The organism is Xanthomonas sp. DAR 34887, assembly GCF_041245805.1.
Taxonomy (GTDB): Bacteria; Pseudomonadota; Gammaproteobacteria; order Xanthomonadales; family Xanthomonadaceae; genus Xanthomonas_A; species Xanthomonas_A tesorieronis.
In genome coordinates this window covers 1,196,086-1,218,746 of the sequence record NZ_CP162490.1, presented here as the reverse complement: position 1 = coordinate 1,218,746, position 22,661 = coordinate 1,196,086, and the positions used below count along the sequence as shown (strand labels likewise).

Annotated in this window: 21 protein-coding genes; 8 read left to right on the top strand and 13 right to left on the bottom strand. The window is 69.9% G+C overall.

The annotated features are described in order from the left end of the window. Positions 1–52: 52 nt before the first annotated feature. A complete protein-coding gene (locus tag AB3X08_RS05220) occupies positions 53–1,417 on the bottom strand; it encodes a DUF3999 domain-containing protein (RefSeq protein WP_369936722.1) in 1,365 nt (454 codons plus the stop codon). After that, complete coding sequence (locus AB3X08_RS05215; protein ID WP_369936720.1) at positions 1,414–4,113, bottom strand: DUF2339 domain-containing protein; 2,700 nt, start codon at positions 4,111–4,113, stop codon at positions 1,414–1,416. Before AB3X08_RS05215 ends, AB3X08_RS05220 begins: the two co-directional genes overlap by 4 nt. 251 nt (positions 4,114–4,364) lie before the next feature. Between AB3X08_RS05215 and AB3X08_RS05210 the strand changes: the two genes are divergently transcribed. Next, positions 4,365–5,441 carry a methyl-accepting chemotaxis protein gene (locus AB3X08_RS05210; protein WP_369936718.1) on the top strand — a complete coding sequence of 359 codons (1,077 nt, stop codon included), beginning with the start codon at positions 4,365–4,367 and terminating at the stop codon, positions 5,439–5,441. Between the two features lie 28 nt (positions 5,442–5,469). Here AB3X08_RS05210 and AB3X08_RS05205 read toward each other — a convergent pair whose 3' ends face one another. From AB3X08_RS05205 to AB3X08_RS05185, 5 genes are all read right to left on the bottom strand, one after another. Then, positions 5,470–6,477 carry an NADP-dependent oxidoreductase gene (locus AB3X08_RS05205; protein ID WP_369936717.1) on the bottom strand — a complete coding sequence of 336 codons (1,008 nt, stop codon included), beginning with the start codon at positions 6,475–6,477 and terminating at the stop codon, positions 5,470–5,472. Next, positions 6,474–6,818, bottom strand: coding sequence for a hypothetical protein (locus tag AB3X08_RS05200; RefSeq protein ID WP_369936716.1), 345 nt, complete (start codon positions 6,816–6,818; stop codon positions 6,474–6,476). The genes AB3X08_RS05205 and AB3X08_RS05200 overlap by 4 nt, the downstream gene beginning before the upstream one ends. Before the next feature lie 35 nt (positions 6,819–6,853). Further along, the gene (locus tag AB3X08_RS05195; RefSeq protein ID WP_369936714.1) at positions 6,854–7,639 is read right to left on the bottom strand and encodes an SDR family NAD(P)-dependent oxidoreductase; all 786 of its coding nucleotides are present in this window, start codon (positions 7,637–7,639) and stop codon (positions 6,854–6,856) included. Positions 7,640–7,679: 40 nt separating this feature from the next. After that, the gene (locus AB3X08_RS05190; protein WP_369936712.1) at positions 7,680–8,468 is read right to left on the bottom strand and encodes an SDR family NAD(P)-dependent oxidoreductase; all 789 of its coding nucleotides are present in this window, start codon (positions 8,466–8,468) and stop codon (positions 7,680–7,682) included. Positions 8,469–8,536: 68 nt separating this feature from the next. Beyond that, entirely contained in the window at positions 8,537–9,631 is a 1,095-nt protein-coding gene (locus tag AB3X08_RS05185; RefSeq protein ID WP_369936711.1) for an alkene reductase, read from the bottom strand. A gap of 172 nt (positions 9,632–9,803) precedes the next feature. Here AB3X08_RS05185 and AB3X08_RS05180 point away from each other — a divergent pair, with 172 nt between their 5' ends. Then, a complete protein-coding gene (locus AB3X08_RS05180; RefSeq protein WP_369936709.1) occupies positions 9,804–10,403 on the top strand; it encodes a TetR/AcrR family transcriptional regulator in 600 nt (199 codons plus the stop codon). Between the two features lie 256 nt (positions 10,404–10,659). Here AB3X08_RS05180 and AB3X08_RS05175 read toward each other — a convergent pair whose 3' ends face one another. Then, on the bottom strand, positions 10,660–11,085 hold the full coding sequence (locus AB3X08_RS05175; protein WP_369938433.1) for a hypothetical protein: 426 nt from the start codon (positions 11,083–11,085) through the stop codon (positions 10,660–10,662). Positions 11,086–11,375: 290 nt separating this feature from the next. Between AB3X08_RS05175 and AB3X08_RS05170 the strand changes: the two genes are divergently transcribed. Together AB3X08_RS05170 and AB3X08_RS05165 are read left to right on the top strand one after the other, a co-directional pair. Then, the gene (locus tag AB3X08_RS05170) at positions 11,376–11,861 is read left to right on the top strand and encodes a hypothetical protein (RefSeq protein ID WP_369936708.1); all 486 of its coding nucleotides are present in this window, start codon (positions 11,376–11,378) and stop codon (positions 11,859–11,861) included. Positions 11,862–11,911: 50 nt separating this feature from the next. Next, positions 11,912–12,370: a hypothetical protein gene (locus AB3X08_RS05165; RefSeq protein WP_369936707.1), complete on the top strand. Its 459-nt coding sequence runs from the start codon at positions 11,912–11,914 to the stop codon at positions 12,368–12,370. Between the two features lie 89 nt (positions 12,371–12,459). Here the strand turns inward: AB3X08_RS05165 and gap are convergent, their stop codons facing one another. Continuing rightward, complete coding sequence (gene gap / locus AB3X08_RS05160) at positions 12,460–13,461, bottom strand: type I glyceraldehyde-3-phosphate dehydrogenase (RefSeq protein WP_184411928.1); 1,002 nt, start codon at positions 13,459–13,461, stop codon at positions 12,460–12,462. 169 nt (positions 13,462–13,630) lie between these two features. On the opposite strand from gap, the gene AB3X08_RS05155 reads away from it, so the two are divergent. The 4 genes from AB3X08_RS05155 to AB3X08_RS05140 all read left to right on the top strand — a co-directional run bounded on the left by AB3X08_RS05155 (position 13,631) and on the right by AB3X08_RS05140 (position 17,249). After that, positions 13,631–14,260: an OmpW/AlkL family protein gene (locus tag AB3X08_RS05155; RefSeq protein ID WP_369936706.1), complete on the top strand. Its 630-nt coding sequence runs from the start codon at positions 13,631–13,633 to the stop codon at positions 14,258–14,260. A 116-nt stretch (positions 14,261–14,376) separates the two neighbouring features. Continuing rightward, complete coding sequence (locus AB3X08_RS05150; RefSeq protein ID WP_369936705.1) at positions 14,377–14,997, top strand: OmpW/AlkL family protein; 621 nt, start codon at positions 14,377–14,379, stop codon at positions 14,995–14,997. A 103-nt stretch (positions 14,998–15,100) separates the two neighbouring features. Then, the gene (locus tag AB3X08_RS05145) at positions 15,101–15,916 is read left to right on the top strand and encodes a S1/P1 nuclease (RefSeq protein ID WP_369936703.1); all 816 of its coding nucleotides are present in this window, start codon (positions 15,101–15,103) and stop codon (positions 15,914–15,916) included. 361 nt (positions 15,917–16,277) lie between these two features. Beyond that, positions 16,278–17,249: an IS110 family transposase gene (locus tag AB3X08_RS05140; RefSeq protein WP_369934106.1), complete on the top strand. Its 972-nt coding sequence runs from the start codon at positions 16,278–16,280 to the stop codon at positions 17,247–17,249. A 59-nt stretch (positions 17,250–17,308) separates the two neighbouring features. Here AB3X08_RS05140 and trxC read toward each other — a convergent pair whose 3' ends face one another. From trxC to AB3X08_RS05120, 4 genes are all read right to left on the bottom strand, one after another. Beyond that, on the bottom strand, positions 17,309–17,746 hold the full coding sequence (trxC, locus tag AB3X08_RS05135) for a thioredoxin TrxC (protein WP_369936701.1): 438 nt from the start codon (positions 17,744–17,746) through the stop codon (positions 17,309–17,311). Then, a complete protein-coding gene (locus tag AB3X08_RS05130) occupies positions 17,743–18,222 on the bottom strand; it encodes an OsmC family protein (protein WP_369936700.1) in 480 nt (159 codons plus the stop codon). Before AB3X08_RS05130 ends, trxC begins: the two co-directional genes overlap by 4 nt. A gap of 84 nt (positions 18,223–18,306) precedes the next feature. Further along, entirely contained in the window at positions 18,307–21,525 is a 3,219-nt protein-coding gene (locus tag AB3X08_RS05125; RefSeq protein ID WP_369936698.1) for an efflux RND transporter permease subunit, read from the bottom strand. Between the two features lies 1 nt (position 21,526). After that, entirely contained in the window at positions 21,527–22,603 is a 1,077-nt protein-coding gene (locus AB3X08_RS05120; protein WP_369936697.1) for an efflux RND transporter periplasmic adaptor subunit, read from the bottom strand. Positions 22,604–22,661 lie beyond the last annotated feature (58 nt).

The window sequence follows — 22,661 nt, the reverse complement described above, 5'->3', positions numbered from 1 at the left end:
GCCACGCCGCAGCAGGCGCGTGGCGCGGCAACGCCGGCGACGCCGGCGACGCTCAGTCCGCGCCGGGCGCGACCGGCTTGCGCAACAGGCTGACCGCGAAACCGACCACGATCAGCGCGCCGCCGACCAGCAGCGCCCACAGCAGCCAGGTCTTCCAGTCGCGCGGCGCGGCCGGCGCCTGCAGCGCCGCGGCACCGGCCAACGGGGTCGCCGCGCCGAGCGTGGCCGTGGCTGGCGTCCATTGCGGGCCGCGTTGTGCGCGCAGCGCCTGCAAGGTGGTCGCCAATGGCGCGGCAGCGCGCTGGGTGCGCGCGCTGCCGGCAGCCAGCGCGTACGGCGGCACGCCCTGGGCCAGGAAGATCAGCGTCTCCGGCTGATAGCCCAGGCGCAGCGCCGGCCGCTGCTTGCCCGGGTCCTGCGTGGCCAGCAGCCGCCAGTAACGGTCGCGCACCGGCTGCGCCAGCGCCTGCGGCGGCGAGCGGCCGGCGCCAGTGCCGACCTGGTAGGCCACCCACGGCCCGGCCCGGTCCTGCCATGGCGCCTCGGCGTTGTCGCGGCTCTGCACGCGCCATTCGATCGCGCTGTTGCCGGGCAGCGCGATGTCGATCTGCGCGACCGGATAGCGGCCGGGCGATACGAAGTCGAAGCTGTGCTGCGCCGGATCGGCGTGCAGCGCGTCCAATTGCTGCCAGTGCCAGTCGGCGGCGACCGGTGCCGGCGCCAGTTCGGCCTCCACCCCGGTCAGCGCCGGCAGCGGCGGCGGCGACAACGGCAGCAGGCGCAGGTAGCGCACCTTGCGATCGATGGCGATGCGCAACTGCTGCAGGCGCTTGCCCTGGTTGGCCAGGTCGACCAGGGTCGCCTCCGGCACCAGCAGATCCCAGTCGCGCAGATCGTCGCTGGCCTCGACCCGGTAGCGCGCCTGCCGCGGCTGCGTATCGGCCGCCCACTGCAGCGACAGCGCGCGCAACGGCTCGCGCAACGCGCTGGCATCGATCAACCAACCGGCGTCGGCGCTGGTCGCGCCGCCGCTGGCAATGCGCGTGCGGATGCGGCGCACGCTGCCGTCGCTATCGCGCTCGGCGATCAGCTCCAGGTTGTCGGCACCGCCAGCGGCCACGGCCGGCAGCGGGAACCAGGGCAAGGGCTGCCGGCGCGGCGCACTCTCGGCCTGTTCGGCCGCGAACACGGCCGCCGGCAGCGGGTCGCCAGCCGCGTTGAACACCTCCACGTCGCCCAGCGACGCGAGGTGCGCGCTGCGGTACACCGCATCGTCGAGCTGCACGCGGTAGGCGCCGGCCGCCGGATCCTGCAGGGTCAGCGGCCATTGCTGCGCATAGTCGTCGCGCTGGCTGGCGGCGACGCCGACCAGCGGAACCAAGGCCAGCAGCATTGCCGGAAGGATCAGGCGTTTCATGGATGGGCCTCCTCGGCCGGTTCGGTGGCGCGCGGCGGTGCAGGCGCGAAATAGCCGACCACGGTGCACAGCAGGCCGTAGGCGATGAACGAAGCGATGCCGGCGACATTGCCGAGGTTGCCGCGATCCACCAGCAACAGCTTGCCCAGCACCACCGCCATCAGCAGCGCACCGGCCAGCCACAGGCCGCGCTGGCCGCGGCGCGAGCCGAGCACCCAGCCGAGCACGCCGAGCACGCTCCACACCACGGTCAGGCTGGTCTGCGCCACGCTGGCAGACAACAGCGACGCCCACGGCACCGGCGCCCAGTAGTGCACCGCATGCAGGGTCACGCTGGTGACCCACAGGAATCCGACAGCGGCCAGCAATTGCAGGCGCTGCGCCCGCAACAGCGCCGGCGCGGTCGCCGACCACAGCCAACGCGCGGCCAGCGCCACCGCCAGCAGCTGACTCAGTTCCAGCGGATTGAGCAGCGGCACCCACGGCAGCGGCGCGCTGGCGCCGGGCACGCACAGCGTCCACAGCCAGGCCAGGCCGAGCAGGCCGAAATAGCTGCCCTGCAGCGCCGTGCGGCACCGGTCGAACTCCGCCCCCAGCGGCGCGGCCAGCCACGGCCAGCGCAGCAGCGACAACGCCGCCACCAGCAGCCATGGCGCCAGCAGCAAGGCCCATTGCCAGCCCTCGGCCAGGGCGAAGTGCTGCGCCAGCCAGATACCGAGCAGGGACAGCACCGACGGCCACACCAGCCACCAGGCGAATTGCGCCGCCCGCGCCACCCAGCCGCCGCTGCCGCGCAGGCAGATCAGGCTGCGCACGCCGAGCACCGCGAACAGCGTCCAGGCCCAGGCGCCATGCCCGGCGAACGGCTGGCCGTGCGCTTCGGCCTGCAGCAGCGCCAGCGGCAGCGCCAGCAGCAGCCCAACGAGCGTGGTCGTGGCCAGCGCGCGCGCCGGCCAGCGGCGCTGCGCCTCGGCGGCCAGCCAGCCGCTGAGCGCGACGAACGCCAGCAACACGTCGGCCTGCGCCGCGGACGCGACGAAGTGTTCGATCTCGGAGACACCGATCCCGCACCACCACGCCAGGCCCCACAGGTAGTACACCAAGGCCGGCGCATTGGCGCCGGCGCGGCGATAGCTCCAGGCGCTGGCGAAACCGGCCAGGGCCAGTAGAGCACCGCTCATGAAGGTGGCATTGACCACCGCCGTGGTGACGCTCCAGGCAACGGCCTGCGCCAGCACGAGGCCGACCGCCGCGGCCAGTTGCAGGCCGGCGCCGGTGACCTGCGGCAGCCAGCGCCGCTGCCGCAAGCCCAGCCACACCAACGCCGCGCCTTCCAGCGCGAAGATGCTGGCGGTGGCGCGCGCGGACAGCGCCAGCGGCACCGCCAGCGTGGCGAAGCCCACCGCCAGCAGCGCATAGGCGTGGCCGAGCACCGCGAAGCGTTCGCGCCGGATCAGCGCCGCGGCCAACACCGCATACACCGCCGCCAGGCCCAGCGCGCACAGCGCCAGCGGCAAGCCCTCGCCGCGCAGCAGCCCGGCCTGCAGCGAGAACGCGACCAGCGGCGTGCCGAACACCAGGCTGCCGTCGATCAGGTTGCCGCGCGTGGCCGGCTGGCGCCGCGCGTACAGGATCGGAATCAGCAGGTAGAAGGCGAAGAACAGCAGCAGGAACGGCTCGGTGCTGGCGAACTTCGCCGGCTGGTACTGCAGCGCGCCCCACAGCGTGCCGATGCCGAAGGTGAAACCGAACCCGAGCAGGTTCAGTACCCGCCACGGCCGGTACCAGGCGATCGCGAACACCGCCGCGTTCAATACCGCGTAGTAGGAGAACAGGCCGACATGGTTGCCGCTGCCGGTGGACAGCCAGATCGGCGCCAGGAATCCGGCCAGCGTGGCCAGCACGGCCAGCGTGCGCGATTCCTGCACGACCGCCAGCACGCACATGCTGGCCACCAGCACGATGCTCAGCGCGAACGCGGCGCTGGCCGGAATCAGCCCCGACAGCTTGAACGCGGCGAACACCGTCAGCAGCAACACCCCGATCGCGCCGCCCTGCAAGGCCAGCGCGAAGCTGCGCTTGCGTTCGCGCTGGCGCCAGCCGAAGCCCAGGCCGCCCAGCGCCGCGGCGGCGATGCCGGCGTAGCGCAGTTCGATCGGCATGCGCAGCCAGCCCTGGTCGCCGGCGTACTTCAGCAGCGCGGCGACGCCGGCCAGCAGCACCAGCATGCCGATCTTCACCGGCACGTTGCCTTCGGTGAACCAGCGCTTGGTGCCGGCCAACAGCCGCTCGATCGGATCCGGGCCGCGCGGTGCCGGCGGCAATGGCGCGGCGACGGGGTCCGCGGCCGCGTTCGCGCTGGCGGTCGGCGCGACGAACGGCGGCGGAAGCGGCGGTGGCGTGGGCGCTGTCGGGGCGGCAGCCGCGGCCACGACGAACGGACGATCCTCCACGCCATCGTCCGCGGCGAACGGCGCAGCGCTCTCGGCTTCGGTCCAGACGTCATCGGCGTCGCTGGCTGCGTCGAAGCGGGACGCGGCGTGCGCGGGCTGCGGCGCCGCGCCGCGCAGTTGCGCCAGTTGCAGTTCCAGCGCCGCCACGCGCCGGCGCACGCCGGCCAGCGCCACCAGCATCACGATGATCAGGATCGGCACTGCCAATACCGCCACCACCACCAACACGATCAACGCTTCCATCCGCACTCCATGCCCAAGCCGGCACGGCGCTGGGCGGCGTACCAATGATCCGGCGGCGCCGGTCCTGGGGCAGATGGTAGACGAGTTCGGCCTCGCCGCCATCGTGCCGACGGTGGCGCAACCCAGGCGCGGCAAGGCATTCGGGCAATGGAAGCCGGCGCGATCGGCGCTAAAGCCGGTGCATTTGCGGCCGCTACCTCCCTTATCCCACGTTGCGTCCGCTGTTCCCTCCCCTCCCACCGACGGCACCCATGAACCTGCCAGCCAAGCCCACCGAAGCGGGAATCGACGACCACATCCGCTCCGTGGTCGGCCTGTCCGATCAACTGCTCGGACAGCTGCGGCGGTCGTTGCAGCGCATCGACGAGATCAACCGCACCACCCACGTGATCTCGATGAATGCCCGCATCGAATCGGCGCGGATCGGCCAGGCCGGGCGCGGCTTCAGCGTCATCGCGCAGGAAATGGACGTGCTGTCGCGGCGCGTCGCCGATGCCACCCAGGACTTGGACAAGGTCGCCGCCAGCACCAGCGCCGACATGCGCCACACCCTGCAGCGGCTGGAAGACGACGTGCGCCGCACGCGCCTGAGCGAACTGGCGCTGAGCAACATCGACCTGATCGACCGCAACCTCTACGAACGCAGTTGCGACGTGCGCTGGTGGGCGACCGACGCGGCCATCGTCGCCGCCGCGCGCCCCGGCCGCGGCGACGACGAACTCGCCTACGCGTCGCGGCGCATGGGCCAGATCCTGGATTCGTACACCGTCTACTTCGACCTGGTGCTGGCCGGCACCGACGGCCGCATCCTCACCAATGGCCGGCCGCAGCAGTACGCCTCGGCCGGCAGCGACGTCTCCGGGCAGGCCTGGTTCGAAGACGCCACGCGCACCCGCAGCGGCGAGGAATTCGGCTTCCAGGACGTGCATGCCAGCACGCTGGCCGATGGCGAACGCGTGCTGGTGTATTCGTGCACGGTGCGCGACGGCGGCCGCGTCGACGGCCGCGTGCTGGGCGTGCTCGGCATCGTGTTCCGCTGGGACGCGTTGGCGCAGACGGTGGTGCAGCGCACGCCGCTGTCGGAGCAGGAATGGGGCCGCAGCCGGGTCTGCATCGTCGACCAGCGCGGCCAGGTCCTGGCCGATTCGGCCGGGCGCATGCTGCAGGACCGGATCGAATTCCAGGGCCGCGACGCGCTGTTCAAGCAACCGCGCGGCGCCGTGCTGAGCGATCTCGACGGGCGTCCGCATTGCATCGCGCATGCGGCCTCGCCCGGCTACGAAACCTATCGCACCGGCTGGCATTCGCTGATTCTGCAGGCGCTGTAGCGCGCCGCGCGCGCGGGTCGGCCAACGCTCAGCGCTGACCGACCTGGATCACCACCTTGCCCTTGGCGCGTCCGCTCTCGACGTAGGCCAGGGCCTGCGCCGCCTGCTCCAGCGGGAACACCCGATCCAACACCGGCGTGATGACGCCGGCCTCGATCAGCGCACCGATCTCACGCAACTGTTCGCCGTTGGCGGTCATGAACAGGAACGCGTAGTCGACGCCGTGCCGCCTGGCCTTCCTGCGGATGCCGCCGCTCAGCAGGCGGATCGCCTGCCGCAGCGGCCATGCCAGGCCTTGTCGCACGGCGAAGTCCGGGTCCGGCGGGCCGGAGATGGAAATGAGCTTGCCGCCGGGCTTGAGCACGCGCAGGGATTTCTCCAGCACGTCGCTGCCCAGGCTGTTGAGGACCACGTCGTAGTCGCGCAAGGCGGTCGCGAAGTCCTGCGTCCGGTAGTCGATGACCAGGTCGGCGCCCAGCGCCTTGACCCAGCCGACATTGCCGGTACCGGTGGTGGTCGCGACGTAGGCGCCGAGGTGCTTGGCGAGCTGCATGGCGATGCTGCCGACGCCGCCGGAGCCGGCATGGATCAGCACCTTCTGTCCCTTCTGCAGCCGCGCCGTCGTGACCAGGGCCTGCCACGCGGTCAGCGCGACCAGCGGCACCGCGGCGGCTTCTTCCATGCTCAACCTGGCCGGCTTCAATGCCAGCGCACTTTCCTTGACCGCGATGCGTTCGGCGAAGCTGCCGATGCGCGTGTGGTCGGGACGCGCATACACCGTGTCGCCCGGCTTGAAGCCGCGCACGCCGGTCCCGACCCGCAGCACCACGCCGGCCAGGTCGTTGCCCAGCACCAGCGGAAAGCGGTACGGCAGGATCAGCTTGAACTCGCCCTTGCGGATTTTCGCATCGAGCACGTTGACGCTGGCGGCATGCACCTCGACCAGCACCTCGTCCTCGCCCACCTCCGGCTCGGGCAGCGCGCCGATCCGGCCTGGATGCTTGTGGCCATAGCCTTCGATGAAGAACGCTTTCATGATTTTTCCCTGACGAAAAGGAACGCGAGGACGAACACGCTTTCGAGCACGACCGCGACCAGGATCCCGCGGCCCGCGTGGCCGCTGGCCAGTTCGCCGATGCCCAGCGCCGCCAGCAAGGCACAGGCGGTGACGAAGCCCGCCACCAGCGCCGAACGCGCCGGCGTCGGGGCCGCGCCGCGCGCCATGAAGAACATTACGCTCAGGCCCGCATACAGCGCCGCCCCGCGCCGCGCCATCAGCTCGGCCGCTGGCGAGGTGCCGATGCCCCAGTTCGCCAGCATCGCGCCGGGCACGAACATCCAGGTGCAGGCGATCACCAGGAACAGCAGCGAGACCACGACCGACAGCGAACGGAAACTCGGGCGCATGGCGGTCACCGGTTGAGGATGCGCGACAGCACGGCCTGGTGGATCCAGCGCGGCGTCGCCCACATGAAGACCGCGTTCAACCTGTTGATCAGGCCTGGCACCACGCTGATGCGGCCGGCATCCAGCGCGCGCATGCCGGCGCGCACCACCGGCGGGGTCTGCATCATCAACGCCTTCAACTGCGACGTGATCCGTTGCTGGGCGACGCGCGCGAACCCGGTGTCGGTCAGCCCAGGGCACAGCGTGGTGACGGTGACGCCGTCGCGCGCGAACTCGCGATGCAGCGCCTCGCCCAAGCGCAGCACGTAGGCCTTCGCGGCCGCATACACCGCGAAGTTTTCCACGCCCTGGTAGGCCAGCAGGCTGGCCACCTGCAGGATCCTGCCGCGCCCGCGCCGGCGCATGTCCTGGCCGAACAGGTGGGTCATCGCGGTCAGGCTGGCGATGTCCAGCTGGATCATCGACAACGCCGGCTCGAGGTCGCCATCCAGGAACGGCCCCTGCAGTCCGTGCCCCGCATTGTTGATCAGCACCTCGACCTCGATGCCGCGCGCCTGCAAGCCGGCGTGGAGCAGGCGCACGGCCGCGATCTGCGACAGATCCACCTGCTCGACGAGGACCTCGACGCCGTGCCGCTGCCGCAACGCCTGCGCCAGCGCATCCAGCCGGTCCAGGCGCCGCGCGACCAGGATCAACCGGTGGCCGCGCGCCGCGTACTGCCTGGCGAACTCCTCGCCGAATCCGCTCGAGGCGCCGGTGATCAGCACCCAACCATCGCGTTGTGTTTGCATGTGGATCGTCCCGATCGCGCCAGGCGCGTTGCTGCGGGCGTCAGGCCGCCGGCCGATAGCGTTCCGCGGCATTGGCCTGCCGGATGCTGCCCAGCAGCGCCTGTCGGGCGCCGTCCAGCGCGTCCCAGCGATCGGCATCGTGCAGCGGCGGGATCGTCACCAGTTCGCGGCGGTCGAAGCCGATCAGCGCCGCATCGACCAGCTCTTCCACGTCCATCACCTCGGGCAGCGTATCGACGTCGATGCCCGCGCGCTCCCAGATCTCGGTGCGCGTGGCCGCCGGAAGTACCGCCTGCACGTACACGCCCTTGGGCGCCAGTTCCACGTGCATGCCCTGCGACAGGAACAGCACGAAGGCCTTGGTCGCGCCGTACACGGTCATGCCGAATTCCGGCGCCAGACCGACCACCGAGCCGATGTTGACGATCGCGCCGCTGCCGGACTGCGCCAGCCGTGGCGCGATCGCCACCGCAAGCCGCGTCAGCGCGGTGGTGTTGAGCGCCACCAGGCGTTCGACGTCCTGCGCCGTCTGCTCGGCGAAGCCGCCCGACTGGGCCATGCCGGCGTTGTTGATCAGGATGCCGATGCGCGCGTCGTCGCGCAGGCGCGCTTCGACCGTGGCCAGGTCGGCCTGTGCGGTCAGGTCGGCCTGCAGCACGTCGACTGCGACCTTGTGTTCCTCGCGCAGGCGCGCGGCGAGCGCATCCAGGCGGGATTTGTCGCGCGCGACCAGGACCAGGTCATGGCCGCGCTGGGCGAAGCGTTGCGCGTAGATGGCGCCGATGCCGCTGGAGGCGCCGGTGATGAGGACGGTGGAGTTGCTGCTCATGCGAGTGGTCTCTTCGGATCAAAGGGAAGGTGCGGCCGCCAGGACGCGGCCGGTGATGCGGGGCAGTGTCAGCCGCTGGCGCTCTCGGCCAGCGTCGGGTAATCGGTATAGCCCTTGGCGCCGCCGCCGTAGAGCGTGGCCGGATCGAGCGCGGCCAGCGGCGCGCCGGCCTTGAGCCGATCGACCAGATCGGGATTGCCGATGAACGCGCGGCCGAAGGCGAACAGGTCCGCGCGGCCGGCGACGAGACTGGCACTGGCCAGCGCCTGGTCGTAGCCGTTGTTGGCGAGATAGGTCTGCTTGAAGCGGCGGCGCAGCGCCGCGTAGTCGAACGGCGCCACGTCGCGCGGCCCGCCGGTGGCGCCCTCCACGACATGCAGGTAGACGACGCCCAGCGCGCTGAGCCGCTCGGCGATGTAGTCGTATTGCGGCTGCGGATCGCTGCAGGAGATGCCGTTGGCCGGCGACACCGGCGAGATGCGCACGCCGGTGCGTTCGGCGCCGATCGCCTGCGCCACCGCCGCGGCGACGTCGAGCAGCAGCCGCGCGCGGTTCTCGATGGAACCGCCATAGGCGTCGCTGCGCTGGTTCGCGCCGTCCTTGATGAACTGCTCCAGCAGGTAGCCGTTGGCGCCGTGCAGCTCCACGCCGTCGAAGCCGGCGGCGATGGCGTTGACCGCGGCCTGGCGGAAGTCGTCCACGATGCGCGGCAGCTCCTCGCGCGCCAGCGCGCGCGGCGCGGAGACATCGGCAAAGCCGTTGTTGACGAAGGTCTTGGTGGCCGCGGGAATCGCCGAAGGCGCCACCGGAGGGGTCCCGCCAGGGCGTAGGTCCACGTGCGAGACACGGCCGACATGCCAGAGCTGCATGAAGATGCGCCCGCCCCTGGCATGCACCGCCTCGGCGACCGCGCGCCAGCCCGTGATCTGCGCCGGCGTGTAGATGCCCGGCGTGTCCTGGTAGCCCTGCGCGTCCGCCGAGATCTGCGTCGCCTCGGTGATCAGCAGGCCAGCGGATGCGCGCTGCGCGTAGTAGGTAGCGGCCAGTTCGCCGGGCACCAGGCCCTTGCCCGCGCGGTTGCGGGTCAGCGGCGCCATGACGATGCGGTTGGCCAGCGTCAGCGGGCCCAGCGGATACGGCGTGAACAGTGCGGAGTCGGACATGGCGGAGAACGTTCTCGATGGAGGGAGGCGCGCCGGCGGCGCGACAGGCGAGCAGGCGGTTCGAAGCAAGTTCCATAATGATGACGACCATAATCTTACTTGTCAACGTTTTGATGACGACCAACATCAATGTATCCTTAGGCCTGGAATGGCGCCGTTGGAGGCATCCGCAATGAAGGTCAGCAAGGCGCAGGCGCAGGCGAACCGGGCGCACATCGTCGAAACCGCGTCCGCGCTGTTTCGCGAACGCGGCTACGAAGGCATCGGCGTGGCCGATCTGATGGCCGCGGCCGGCTTCACCCACGGCGGCTTCTACAAGCACTTCCCGTCCAAGGCCGACCTGATGGCGGAGGCGACGGCGTGCGGGATCGCGCAGACGGTGGCCTTGGTGGAGGGGGTCGAGCCGCGGGAATTCGTCCGCCGCTACGTCTCGCGCGCGCACCGCGATGCCCGCGCGGCGGGCTGCACCATGGCCGCGCTGGGCGGCGACGCCGCGCGCGAGCCGGAGATGGTCCGGTCCGCGTTCGCGGACGGCGTCGAGGCCACACTGGCGGCCCTGGAGCGCGAGGACGCCGCAGCGACCGGCGCCAGCCCCGCCGATGCGCGCGCCAGGCGCCTGGACATGCTGGCGCACGCGCTCGGCGCGATCGTCATGTCGCGGGCCTGTCCGGACGATTCGCCGCTGGCGGACGAGATCCTCGCGGTATGCCGCGCCAACCTGCTCGCGGCGCTGGATACGACCCCGGTGGCAGGCGAGCGCAGCGGAACCTGAGCGCGGGAGTGCCACGCGCCGGCGGCGCGCAGGCCTGTCGCCGGCGATCGCACACGGGCGCGCCGCCAAGGCCGGGCGATATCGGCCGGTGAATCCGGCAAGGCGCTGCGGGCCAGCCGCACGCGTCCCCAGCGCGGGCGCCCGGCTTCCACCTGCCGCCCCCGCAACGGATGCCTCAAGGCAAGGACGAACGGCTTTCGCAGGCAAAAAAAAGCCCGGGCGCGCACCGCGGCCCGGGCTGTGCTGCTGCGCCCGCTTACTCGCGGTAGCCGCTGTCGTTCTCGTTGTGGATGATCCAGATCAGGTTGCCGCCGCTGCCCATCGACTTGCCGGCAAACACCAGGCGGCCCTGGCCCTTGTAGGCCAGTTCGTAGCGGTAGCGATCGCCGCCGTAGAAGAACGGGATGAAGGCCTTGCCGGTGACATAGGACCCCTGGTCGGTGGGTTCGCCGATCAGGTCGGTCACCTGCTTCATCGGCATGCCGATCTTGAGCTGGGTGAACTTGCTGTCCGGTGCCGGCTTGCCGGTGATCTCGCCTTCGTAATCGTTGACGCCCTTGACGGTCTCGCCGTAACCGGCTTCCACCTTCGAGGAATCGGTCACCTCGCCATCGGCGTTCATCCAGCTCGGCGTGCCGCTCTGCTTCTTCGCCATCGCCTGCATCGGCACCGCGGCCACCATCGCCACGGCCAGCACCAGGGCTCCCGTCCATACACGGTTGATCTGCATCTTCTCGCTCCTTGCTTCCATTGAGTGCCCCCTGTCCAACGTCTGTCGTGCCAGCGCGGGAACATCCGCTGGCCAGCGGCGCATTAGTGCATGCGTCGGCGCCGATGTCCACGCCTGCGCGGCGCCGCCATCGCCGCTTGCCGGCACCGGCCGGGCATGCTAAAAATCGCGCCAGCGTGATGCGCATTCCAGGCGCAGCCAATGGATCCGGCGCCACCGCCCCACCGCAAGGACGTGCCGTAATGCCCACTTACCGTCGCCCCCGTGTCCTGCCCGCGCTGTGCGCCCTGGCACTGCTGGGGAGCGCGCCGCTGGCCTCGGCCGACATGTTCGGCAGCCCCGAAGACATCGCCCGCAGCTGGCTCGGCCACGACGCCGCCGAGCTGATGCTGCAGTGGCCGGTGGACCGCGGCCTGTACACCTCGGAAAACACCGAGACCCACGAAACCGCCTACACCTACAACTTCGGCACCGAGGCGCACTACCGCACCGACTACTGGACCGAGCAGGGCGGGGTGATCGGCATGGCCCCCGGCGGCAACGGCGTGGCGCCCACGCCGATCTTCGAGCAGAACCAGCGCAGCCAGACCACCTTCGTGCCGGCCGAGCACCACTGCGAGATCACCTTCGTCGCCGATGCCGAAGGCATCATCACCCGCTACGATTTCGCCGGCAGCAAGTGCCAGCCGTATATCCGCAGCTGGGGCCGGCCGAAGAAGAAGAAATAGTCGCCGCGCGTGGTGCCGGCTTTCGATTCGTACACACAGGGGAACATCCGATGAGCGCAAAGAATTCACTCGCCCGTGTCGCCTGGTCGGCGATCGCATTGACGCTGCTGGCGCTGAGCGCCCCGGCGCTGGCCGCAGGTCCGCGCCACGGCGAGATCGTGGCGCTGGAGCCGATCGAGAACAAGAACACCGACGTGCCCGAGCGGACCAAGACCATCAAAAATGCCGCCGCCAACCTCGGCGGCCTGGCCGGCGGCTTCCTCGGTCTGAAGAGCAAGAGCGCGGTGGGTGTCGGCACCGGGCAGGCCGCCGGCGCCGCCGCCGGCGAAACCGTGGGCGCCAAGATCGCCGGCAACGGCCCGGCCGCGCACTACATGGTGAAGATCCGCTTCGACAACAAGTCGCAGACGGTGGTGTCCAAGCCCAGCGCCGACGTGGCCGGGCTGGCGGTCGGCAGCCGGGTCAAGGTGACCGGCAGCGGCGAGGACATGCGCATCGAGGCCGAGTGAGCTGCACCGGCGCGGCCATTGCGCCGGCGCCGCCCGGCACGCACAAAAAAAGCGCCCGAAGGCGCTTTTTTTGTGGGCGGCGTGGCGGCTTACTTCGCCACCACCTTGACCATTTCCAGGCACTTGTTGGAATAGCCCCACTCGTTGTCGTACCAGGACACCAGCTTGACGAAGGTGCTGTCCAGGGCGATACCGGCGTCGGCGTCGAAGATCGAGGTGCGCGCGTCGCCGCGGAAGTCGGTGGCCACCACCTTGTCCTCGGTGTAGCCGAGGATGCCCTTTAGCGCGCCTTCGCTCTGCGCCTTCACTTCGGCGCAGATCTCGGCGTAGGTAGCGGGCTTGTCCAGCTCCACGGTGAGGTCGACCACCGACACGTCCGAGGTCGGCACGCGGAAGCTCATGCCGGTCAGCTTCTTGTTCAACTCCGGAATCACCACGCCCACCGCCTTGGCCGCACCGGTGCTGGACGGAATGATGTTCTCCAGGATGCCGCGGCCACCGCGCCAGTCCTTGTTGCTGGGGCCGTCCACGGTCTTCTGGGTGGCGGTGGCGGCGTGCACGGTGGTCATCAGGCCGCGCTTGATGCCCCACTTGTCGTTGATCACCTTGGCCAGCGGCGCCAGGCAGTTGGTGGTGCAGCTGGCGTTGGAGACGATCGCCTGGCCGGCATAGGTGGCGTGGTTGACGCCGTACACGAACATCGGCGTGTCGTCCTTGGACGGGGCCGACAGGATCACCTTCTTGGCGCCGGCGTCGATGTGCTTCTGCGCGGTGTCCTTGGTCAGGAACAGGCCGGTGGATTCGATCACCACCTCGGCGCCGACCTCATCCCACTTCAGCGCCGCCGGATCGCGTTCCTGGGTCAGGCGGATCTTCTTGCCGTTGACCACCAGGTGATTGCCGTCGACCGACACTTCGCCGTCGAAACGGCCGTGCACCGAGTCGTACTGCAGCATGTACGCCAGGTAGTCGGGCTCGAGCAGGTCGTTGATGGCGACGATCTCGATGTCGCTGCCGAAATTCTGTACCGCCGAGCGCAGCACATTGCGTCCGATGCGACCGAAACCGTTGATGCCAACCTTGATTGCCATTTCAGTAGCTCCTGCGGCCGCGCCAGACGCGGCGGATGGAAGGGGGCGAACATTCTATCAGGCCGGCCGCATCGCGCCCGGCACGCGCATTGAACGCGTTTGATCAGGATCAAGGCGGCGCCGCGGCATGGGTAGGACACTGCGCCCACACCCAAACGAGACGCCCATCATGCGCAAGACCTCCCCCCTCCTGCTGTCCGGCCTGGCCATGGCCCTTTCGCTGTGCGCCCTGCCGGCGCTGGCACAGTCGCAGGGCGACTGGACCGTGGGCATCGGCGCCCACCAGGTCAACCCGAAGTCCGACAACGGCAAGCTGGCCGGCGGCACCCTGCCGCTGAGCATTGGCAGCGACATCAAGCCCACCGTCACCTTCGAATACTTCGTGCACCAGGACCTGGGCATCGAGGTGCTGGCCGCGCTGCCGTTCAAGCACGACATCGACGTCAAGGGCGTCGGCAAGGTCGGCAGCACCAAGCAGCTGCCGCCGGTGGTCTCGCTGCAGTACCACTTCAACAGCGCCGGCAAGGTCTCCCCGTTCGTCGGCGCCGGCATCAACTACACCACCTTCTTCAGCGAGGACACCACCGGCGCACTGGCCGGCACCAAGCTCAAGCTGGAGGATTCCTGGGGCCTGGCCGCGCACGCGGGCGTGGACTTCGCGCTCACCGACAAGTCCGCGCTGCGGGTGGACCTGCGCTGGGCCGACATTGACACGAAGGTCAAGGTCAACGGCACCAACATGGGCACCGCCAACATCGATCCGCTGGTCTACGGCCTGGCCTACGTGATGAAGTTCTGAGGCCGCACAGCCGCCGCGCTTCTCTGGCAGACTACGCTCCACAAGGATGTGGATCGGTCGCCGCCGGGCCGACACTGGGATTCGCATCCGCCCATTCGCCGTCACCGGGGTCCCCAATGAAGCCACGCCTGTTCCGCCGTCTCGCCGTCGCCGCCCTTGCCGCCATCGCCCTGCCCGCCGCGGCGCAGTCGGCCGGCCACTTCACCACCAGCTACGGCATCCACGGCATGGTGCCCGGCTCGTCGAACGGCAACCTGAGCGGCAGCGACCAGCGCTTCAGCGCCGACACCGCGCCGGCGCTCTCGTTCAGCTACGAATACTTCTTCCGCGGCAATCTCGGCGTGGAGATCCAGACCCTGGTCGGGCAGCAGAAGATCGGCTTGGAACAGGGCGGCGACATCGGCAGCGCCTGGGCGCTGTCGCCGACGGTCTCGCTGCAATACCACTTCAACGGCAACGGCGACATCTCCCCGTTCGTCGGCGTGGGCCTCAACTACACCACCTTCCTGGGCGCCGACGGCAAGGGTGCGTTCTCCAGCGACGACGTCAAGTTCAAGGACAGCGTCGGCCCGGCCGTGCATACCGGTGTGGACTTCGCCATTGGCGAGCGCGGCGCGCTGCGCGTGGACGCGCGCTGGACCAGCATGCGCAGCGACGTCGAAGTGGACAGCGGCACGCTCGGCAAGGCCAAGCTCGATCCCATCACCTACGGCCTGGCCTACCTGCTGTATTTCTGATCCACAGGGTCCGCACCCGTCCGCACGGACGAGGCTTAGCGGTTGCGCAACGGCACGATGACGCGGCCATGGCAACGTCATCGGCGCCGGCTAGAATCCGCGCATGAAAAAATCCGCTCTGTTCGTTTCCGCCGCGCTCGCCGCGGCGCTGGCCGCCGCGCCGTCCGCCGCCTTCGCCTGGGGCCCGCTGGGCCATCGCCTGGTCGCCGATCTCGCCGATTCCCAACTCACTCCGCAAGCCCGCGCGCAGGTGCAGCAACTGCTGCAGGGCGAACCCGAGCCGACCCTGGCCGGCGTCGCCAACTGGGCCGACCGATTGCGCGAAAGCGACCCGGACCTGGGCAAGCGCAGCGGCCCCTGGCACTACGTCAACATCGGCGAAGAACAGTGCCACTACGAGGAAACCCGCGATTGCCCAGACGGCAATTGCGTGGTCGAGGCGCTGCGCCGCCAGGCCGCGATCCTCGCCGACCGTCGCCAGCCGCAGGCGGCACGCGCGCAGGCGTTGAAGTTCGTGGTGCATTTCGCCGGCGACATCCAGCAGCCGCTGCACGCCGGCTATGCCCACGACAAGGGCGCCAACACGTTCCAGATCCAGTTCGAGGGCAAGGGCAGCAACCTGCACTCGCTGTGGGACAGCGGCCTGCTGCGCAGCCGCGGCCTGGACGAGGCGCACTACCTGGCGCAATTGCAGGCGCAACCGCTGCCGCCCCCCTCGCCTGCCGGCAGCGCGCTGCCGCCGCCGGCCGCGGCCTGGGCCGAAGCCTCGTGCAAGATCATGCTGCGCCCGGGCTTCTATCCGCCCGGCGCCAAACTGCCGGCGGACTACGTGGCGACCTGGCGCCCGGTGGCCGAAGCGCAGCTGCGCCAGGCCGGCGCGGATCTGGCGGCGACGCTGAACGCGGCGCTGGGGAAATAGTCGCGACGACCGCGCGACTTACGTATCCGTTGCCGGGTCGGCGGGATGCGTCTCTCTTGTAGGAGCGGCTTCAGCCGCGACAGAATCTATCGGTAAGGCGTGTCGCGGCTGAAGCCGCTCCTTGTATCTGGACATGACGCCGTTAGGACGTTATGTCTTCCGACTGATCATCGGAGGAGGTGCGGGAAGTCCAGTCGCTCCTGAAGCTTCGAGCTTGTGCTGTAGATCGGCTCCCGCCCTCCACATGCTGGCCCACGGTGTCCGAACGGTATCCAGAGTCCGCCCTCGGCGTGAACTCGCATCCACAAGGCAGGACCGGGCGCAGCGATGATCGTGATCCCCATCCGACGGAGGAATTCTCATGTCCCCAGTCGTCGGCATCGACGTCGCCAAACGCAGTTTCGACCTGGCCATCGACCTGGCCAACGGCAAGTACCGCACCAAGGCCAAGCTACCCAACGATCCGAAGGGCTTCCACGCCCTGCATGCGTGGTTGCGGACCCATGCGCAGCCGGATAGCTGGATCGTCATGGAAGCCACCGGCACCTATCACGAGGCGCTGGCCGAGTTTGTCCATGGGGAGGGCTATCGCGTGTGCGTGCTCAACCCGGCGCAGATGGCGCTGTATGCGCGCAGCCAGCTGACCCGGGTCAAGACCGACCGCAGCGATGCCAAGCTGATCGCCAGCTATGGCCTGCGTCACCGGGAGTCGCTGCGGCGCTGGCAGCCCGATCCGCCGGCGCTCAAGCAGCTCAAGGCGCTGGTGCGGCGTCGGGACGACCTGCTGCAGATGCTGCAGATGGAGCGCAACCGCCTGGACGTGGCTACACTGGTGGTGCGCGACTCGATCCTGGAGAACATCGGCCAGTTGCAGGCGCGCATCGCGCAGATCGAACGCGCCATCGACGATCATATCGACCAGGATCCCACCTTGCGCGGGCAGCGCGAGTTGCTGGTGAGCATCGACGGAATCGCCGACACCAGCGCGGCCTTGATGCTGGCCGAACTTGGCAACGTGGACCGCTTCGCCCGCGCTTCGGCGGTGACCGCCTTTGCCGGGCTCAACCCACGCCTGCAAGAGTCCGGCAAGCGCCAGGGGCAGGTCTGCATCTCCCGCACTGGCTCCTCGCGCCTGCGTGCTGGCCTGTTCCTGCCGGCCTTGGTCGCCATGACCCACAATCCGGTCGTCCGTGCGCTGAAGCAGCGCATGCGACAACGCGGCAAGGCCAACAAGCAGATCATCTGCGCCGCCATGCGCAAGCTACTGCACATCGCCTATGGCGTGCTCAAATCACGCACACCCTTCGATCCTCAAAAGGCCATTGCCTGTTAGGCCGGAAGACGGTATCTACAGGGTTCGGGGCGGGATTGCGTTAGCCCGCGGAAACGACGCTAACCCGCGTTCGCCCGTGCCCAGCGCACGATGTCGGCAGCACCGATCGCACCGCTGTGCCGCGCCAGCTCGCGGCCATGCCGCAGCAGCGCCAGGGTCGGAATGCTGCGGATGCCGAACCGCGCCGCCAGCGCCGGCTGCGCTTCGGTATCCAGCTTGCCCAGGCGCATGCGCGGCTCCAGCTGCGCGGCGGCGGCCTCGAACTGCGGCGCCATGGTGCGGCATGGGCCGCACCACGGCGCCCAGAAATCCACCAACAGCGGAATGTCGCTGCGCTCGGCATGCGCGGCGAAGGTGTCCGCGGTCAGGGCGACCGGTACGCCGACGAACAGCGCGCGATGGCAACGCCCGCATTGCGGTGCCGCCGCCAGGCGTTCGCCCGGCACCCGGTTCAGCGCCTGGCAGTGCGGGCAGGCGATATGCAGCGGATCGCTCACGCGCCAGCCTCGATGCTCTTGTCGCCGAGCAGGATGTTGCCGTGTGCGTCCTTCACCGTGACCTGCACGTCGATGCCCTGGCGCACGCTCTGGGTGACCACGCAGAACTGTTCGAACTGATCGAGGACGCGCTGCAGCTGCGCGTAGTCCTGGTTGCCGTCGGGCAACTGCAGCTCCACCGATGCCTGCGGAATGCGCCAGAACCCGTCCGCGTTGCGCATCGGTGTGGCGGTGATGTGCGCGACCACGCCGACCGGATCGTTCTTGAACTTGCGCAGCGCGAACAGCAGGCTCGCCGCCAGGCAGTTGGCGATGCTGGCCAACAGGATGCGCGACGGGTTCGGGCCGCGCTCGTGGCCCAGCGGCGCGGTCTCGTCGCCCAGCCACGGCGCCAGCTCGGTTTCGTCGAACTGGATGCGGAACGCGAAATCGGCCTCCTGTTCGAGGGTGACGCGGATCGGATCGCCGATGCTCATGCAGGTCTCCAGCAGGCCGCAAATGGGAATCCCGACTCTACGCCGGCGGCGCAAAGACGGCGTGGACGCGCATGCGCATTGCGCTCACGCCGGCGTGGCGGCGCGCCGCGCCAGCGGGTAGTACAACAGCGGGATCACCAGCAGGGTCAGCGCGGTGCTGATCAGGATGCCGAAGATCAGCGACACCGCCAGGCCGTTGAAGATCGGATCGTCGAGGATGAAGAAGGCGCCCAGCATCGCCGCCAGCCCGGTCAGCACGATCGGCGGCGCGCGTACCGCGCAGGCGTCCACCACCGCCTGCTCGGCGCTGCGGCCCTGCGCCAGCGCCTGGCGGATGAAGTCCACCAGCAGGATCGAGTTGCGCACGATTATGCCGGCCAGCGCGATCATGCCGATCATGCTGGTGGCGGTGAACTGCGCGCCGAGCAGCGCATGCCCCGGCAGCACGCCGATCACCGTCAGCGGGATCGGCGCCATGATCACCAGCGGCACCAGATAGCTGCGGAACTGCGCCACCACCAGCAGATAGATCAGCAGCAGGCCGACCGCGTAGGCGATGCCCATGTCGCGGAAGGTCTCGTAGGTGATCTGCCACTCGCCGTCCCACTTCACCGCGAAGTCGCCGCTGTCGAGGGGTTGCGCGATGAAAGACTGCGCCACAGCCTGCCCGCCGCCGCGCTGCCGGCGCAGTTGCCCGACCAGGTCGAACATGCCGTACAGCGGGCTGTCCAGGCGCCCGGCCTCGTCGCCGGTGACGTACACCACCGGCCGCAGATCCTTGTGCGAGATCGCACCATCCCAGGGCAGCCGCTGCATTGCGACCAGCTCCGACAACGGCACCAACTGGCCATCGCCGCCGCGCACGTGCAGCGCCAGCATGCGCGCGACCCCGGCCTGGTCGGCCGCGGACAGGCGCAGCCGCACCGGTTGCGGGTACTTGGAAGCGCCATCGTGCAGCCAGGTCGCATCCACGCCTTGCACGGAAACGGCCAGCGCATCGGCGATCGCCGATTGGCTGACGCCCAGCCGTGCCGCACGCACCCGATCGACCACGATCACCTCGCGCGTGGCGGCGCTTTCTACGCTGGTATCCACATCGACCACGTTCGGCGTGCGCAGGAAGCGCCGCTCCAAGGCCAGCGCCAACTGGCGGCTGCGCGCGTAGTCCGGACCGTACACCTCGGCGACCAGCGGCGACAGCACCGGCGGACCGGGCGGCACTTCCACCACCTTCAGCGCCGCGCCATGGCGGCGCGCGATCGCCGCCAATGCGGGACGCAGTGCGCGCGCGATGGCGTGGCTGTGCCGCGTGCGCAGCTGCTTGTCGACCAGGTTCACCTGCAGGTCGCCGACGTTGTTGCCGCTGCGCAGGTCGTACTGGCGCACCAGGCCGTTGAAATTGACCGGCGCCGAGGTGCCGGCATAGCCCTGGTAGTCGTGCACGTCCGGGGTGCGGTCGAGTACGCCGGCCAGCTCGGCCAGCAGCGCATCGGTGTCCTGCAGCGTGCTGCCTTCGGGCAGATCGACCACGATCTGCAATTCGGACTTGTCGTCGAACGGCAGCATCTTCATCACCACCCATTGCAGGCCGACCAGCGACACCGCCAGCAGCAGCAACGCGGCGATGCCGGCGAACAGCCAGCCGCGCCGCCGCGCGCCGCGTTCTGGAGCGAGAAAAGGGTGCAACAGGCTCGAGAAGAAGCGCAGCAGGCGCGGCGATGCGGACGCCGTCGCGCTGTCGGCAGCGGTCGCCGCCGGCGCATGCCGCGCCAGCAGTTTCAGCGACAGCCACGGGGTCACGATCAGCGCGATCGCCAGCGACAGCAGCATGCCGACCGAGGCGTTGATCGGGATCGGCCGCATGTACGGCCCCATCAATCCGCTGACGAAGGCCATCGGCATCAGCGCCGCGATCACGGTGAAGGTGGCGAGGATGGTCGGCCCGCCGACCTCGTCCACCGCCGGCGGGATCGCCTCGCGCAGGGTCTTGCCGCCGGCGCGCATGTGCCGGTGGATGTTCTCCACCACCACGATGGCGTCGTCGACCAGGATGCCGATCGAAAAGATCAACGCGAACAGCGAGACCCGGTTGAGGGTGAAGCCCATCGCCCACGACGCGAACAGGGTCAGCGCCAGGGTCAGCACCACCGCGCTGCCGACCACGACGGCCTCGCGCCAGCCCAGCGCGAACAACACCAGCAGCACCACCGAGGCGGTCGCGAACACCAGCTTGTGGATCAACTTGGCGGCCTTGGCGTCGGCGCTGGCGCCGTAGTCGCGGGTCACCTCGACGTGCACGCCTTGCGGGACCAGCTCGCCGCGCAGTTGCTGCAGGCGCGCGGCGACGGCGCGGGTGAGCGCGGCGGCATCGCTGCCGGGCTGCTTGGCGATGGCGAGGGTCACCGCCGGCGCGCGCCCCTGCGCCGGACCGCCACGGGCCGCCGGTGCGCCGTACCAGACATAGCGGCTCGGCAGGTCGGCGCCGGCGCGCACCTGCGCCACGTCGCGCAGATGCAGCGGCTGGCCGTCGTGCACGCCGATCACCAGCGCCGCCACCGTGTCCGCATCGGCCAGGAAGGTGCCGGCGGCGGCCGGCACGGCGCGGCCGCCGCCGATGCGATCGCCGAGCTGGCGCACCGCATTGGCCGCCTGCAGCGACTGGCTCAGATCGGACACGGTCAGCCCATAGGCGGCCAGTCGCGCCGGATCCAGGGTCAGCGTCAGCACCCGTTGCGGCGCACCGATGCTGTAGATGTCGCGCGTGCCGGGGATGCGCTTGAGCTCGGTTTCCAGCGTATGCGCGACCTCGCCCAGCGCCAGCGCGCTGCGTTGCGGATCGTCGCTCCACAGGGTCACCGCCATCACCGGCACATCGTCGATGCCCTTGGGCTTGATCAGCGGCGTGCCCACGCCCATGCCCTGCGGCAAGGCATCCAGGTTCGAATAGACCTGGTTGTACAGGCGCACCAGCGCCGCCTGGCGCGGCACCCCGACCTGGAACTCGACGGTCAGCAGCGCCTGCCCCGGGCGACTGACCGAGGTCACGTGCTTGACCCCTTCGATCCCGGCCAGTTTCTGCTCGAGCGGCGTGCTCAGCAGTTGCTCTACTTCGCGCGCTTCGGCGCCGGCGAAGGCCACCGACACGGTGGCCATGGTCACGTCGATCTGCGGCTCTTCCTCGCGCGGGGTGATCGCCAACGCGGCCAGGCCCAGCAGCAGGCCCAGCAGTGCCAGCAACGGGGTCAGCGGATTGGCCTGGAACGCCGCTGCCAGACGTCCGGACACACCCAGGCGCGGCGCCATCTCAGCGCTCCGCCAGCGCGCGCCGCTGCGCGGCCAGCGCCTGCCCGGCGGCGACCGGATCGCGCGCCACGCGCTCGCCGGCGCGCAATCCGGCCAGCACCTCGACCCGCTGCGGTTCCTGCCGGCCCACGCGCAGCTGGCGCAGGCTCAGCGTGCCGGCAGCGAGCACATAGGCCGCGCTGAGTTCGCCACGCTGCAGCAACGCCGCGCGCGGCATCCACAGCGTGGCCGCCTCGGCGCCAGCGTCGCGGGCGGCGAACGCCACCTTGGCGGTCGTCCCCGGTGCCGGCGCCGGCAGCAGCGCGGGCAACGGCACGCGCACCGTCACACTGTGGCTGCTCGGATCGGCGGTGGGGAACACCAGCACCTGCGGCACCGTCAGCGCGCGCCCGTCGTCCAGCCGCACCTGCGCATGCGGCGCGGCGCGGATCGCCGCGGCGGCGGACTGCGGCACCTGCACGTCGATGCGCTGCGCGCCAGGCGCGTACAGCGACAGCAGCGCCTGGCCGCTCGCCACCGCTTCCCCCGGCTGCACCTGCCGCGCGCTGACCACGCCGGCGAACGGCGCGCGGATCACCGTGTAGTCGGCCGGCTGCCGCGCCTGCGCCAATTGCGCAGCGGCGGACTGGCGCGCCGCGACCGCGGCATCGCGGCTGGCCCGCGCCTGATCCAGCTGCGCCCCGGACACGTACTGCGCGCCGGCCAACGCGGCATAGCGGCGATAGCTGGCCTCGGCCTCGTTGGCACTGGCCGTGGCCGAACGCAGCTGCGCCTGCGCGCTGTCCACGCCGGCGCGTTGCTCCACGGCGCTCAGACGCAGCAGCACCTGGCCGGCGGCGACGCGATCGTTGACGTCCACGCTTACCTCGCGCACGCGTCCGTCGGTCTGCGCCGACAGGTCGGCGTGCTCGACCGCGGCGACCACGCCATCCCAGGCGCGTGCCGGCGAGCCGGCCACTCCCACCACGTCGGTCTGCAGCGCAGGCAGCGGCGGCACAACCGCCGAAGGGGCTTCATGGCGACACGCCGCGAGCGACAGGCTCGCGGCCAGCGCGATCGAAAAGGCAAACGGCTTCACGCAGCGGCTCCAGGGCGAGGGTTCGACGGAACCCGATCGATGCCAGCGACGCGTCGCT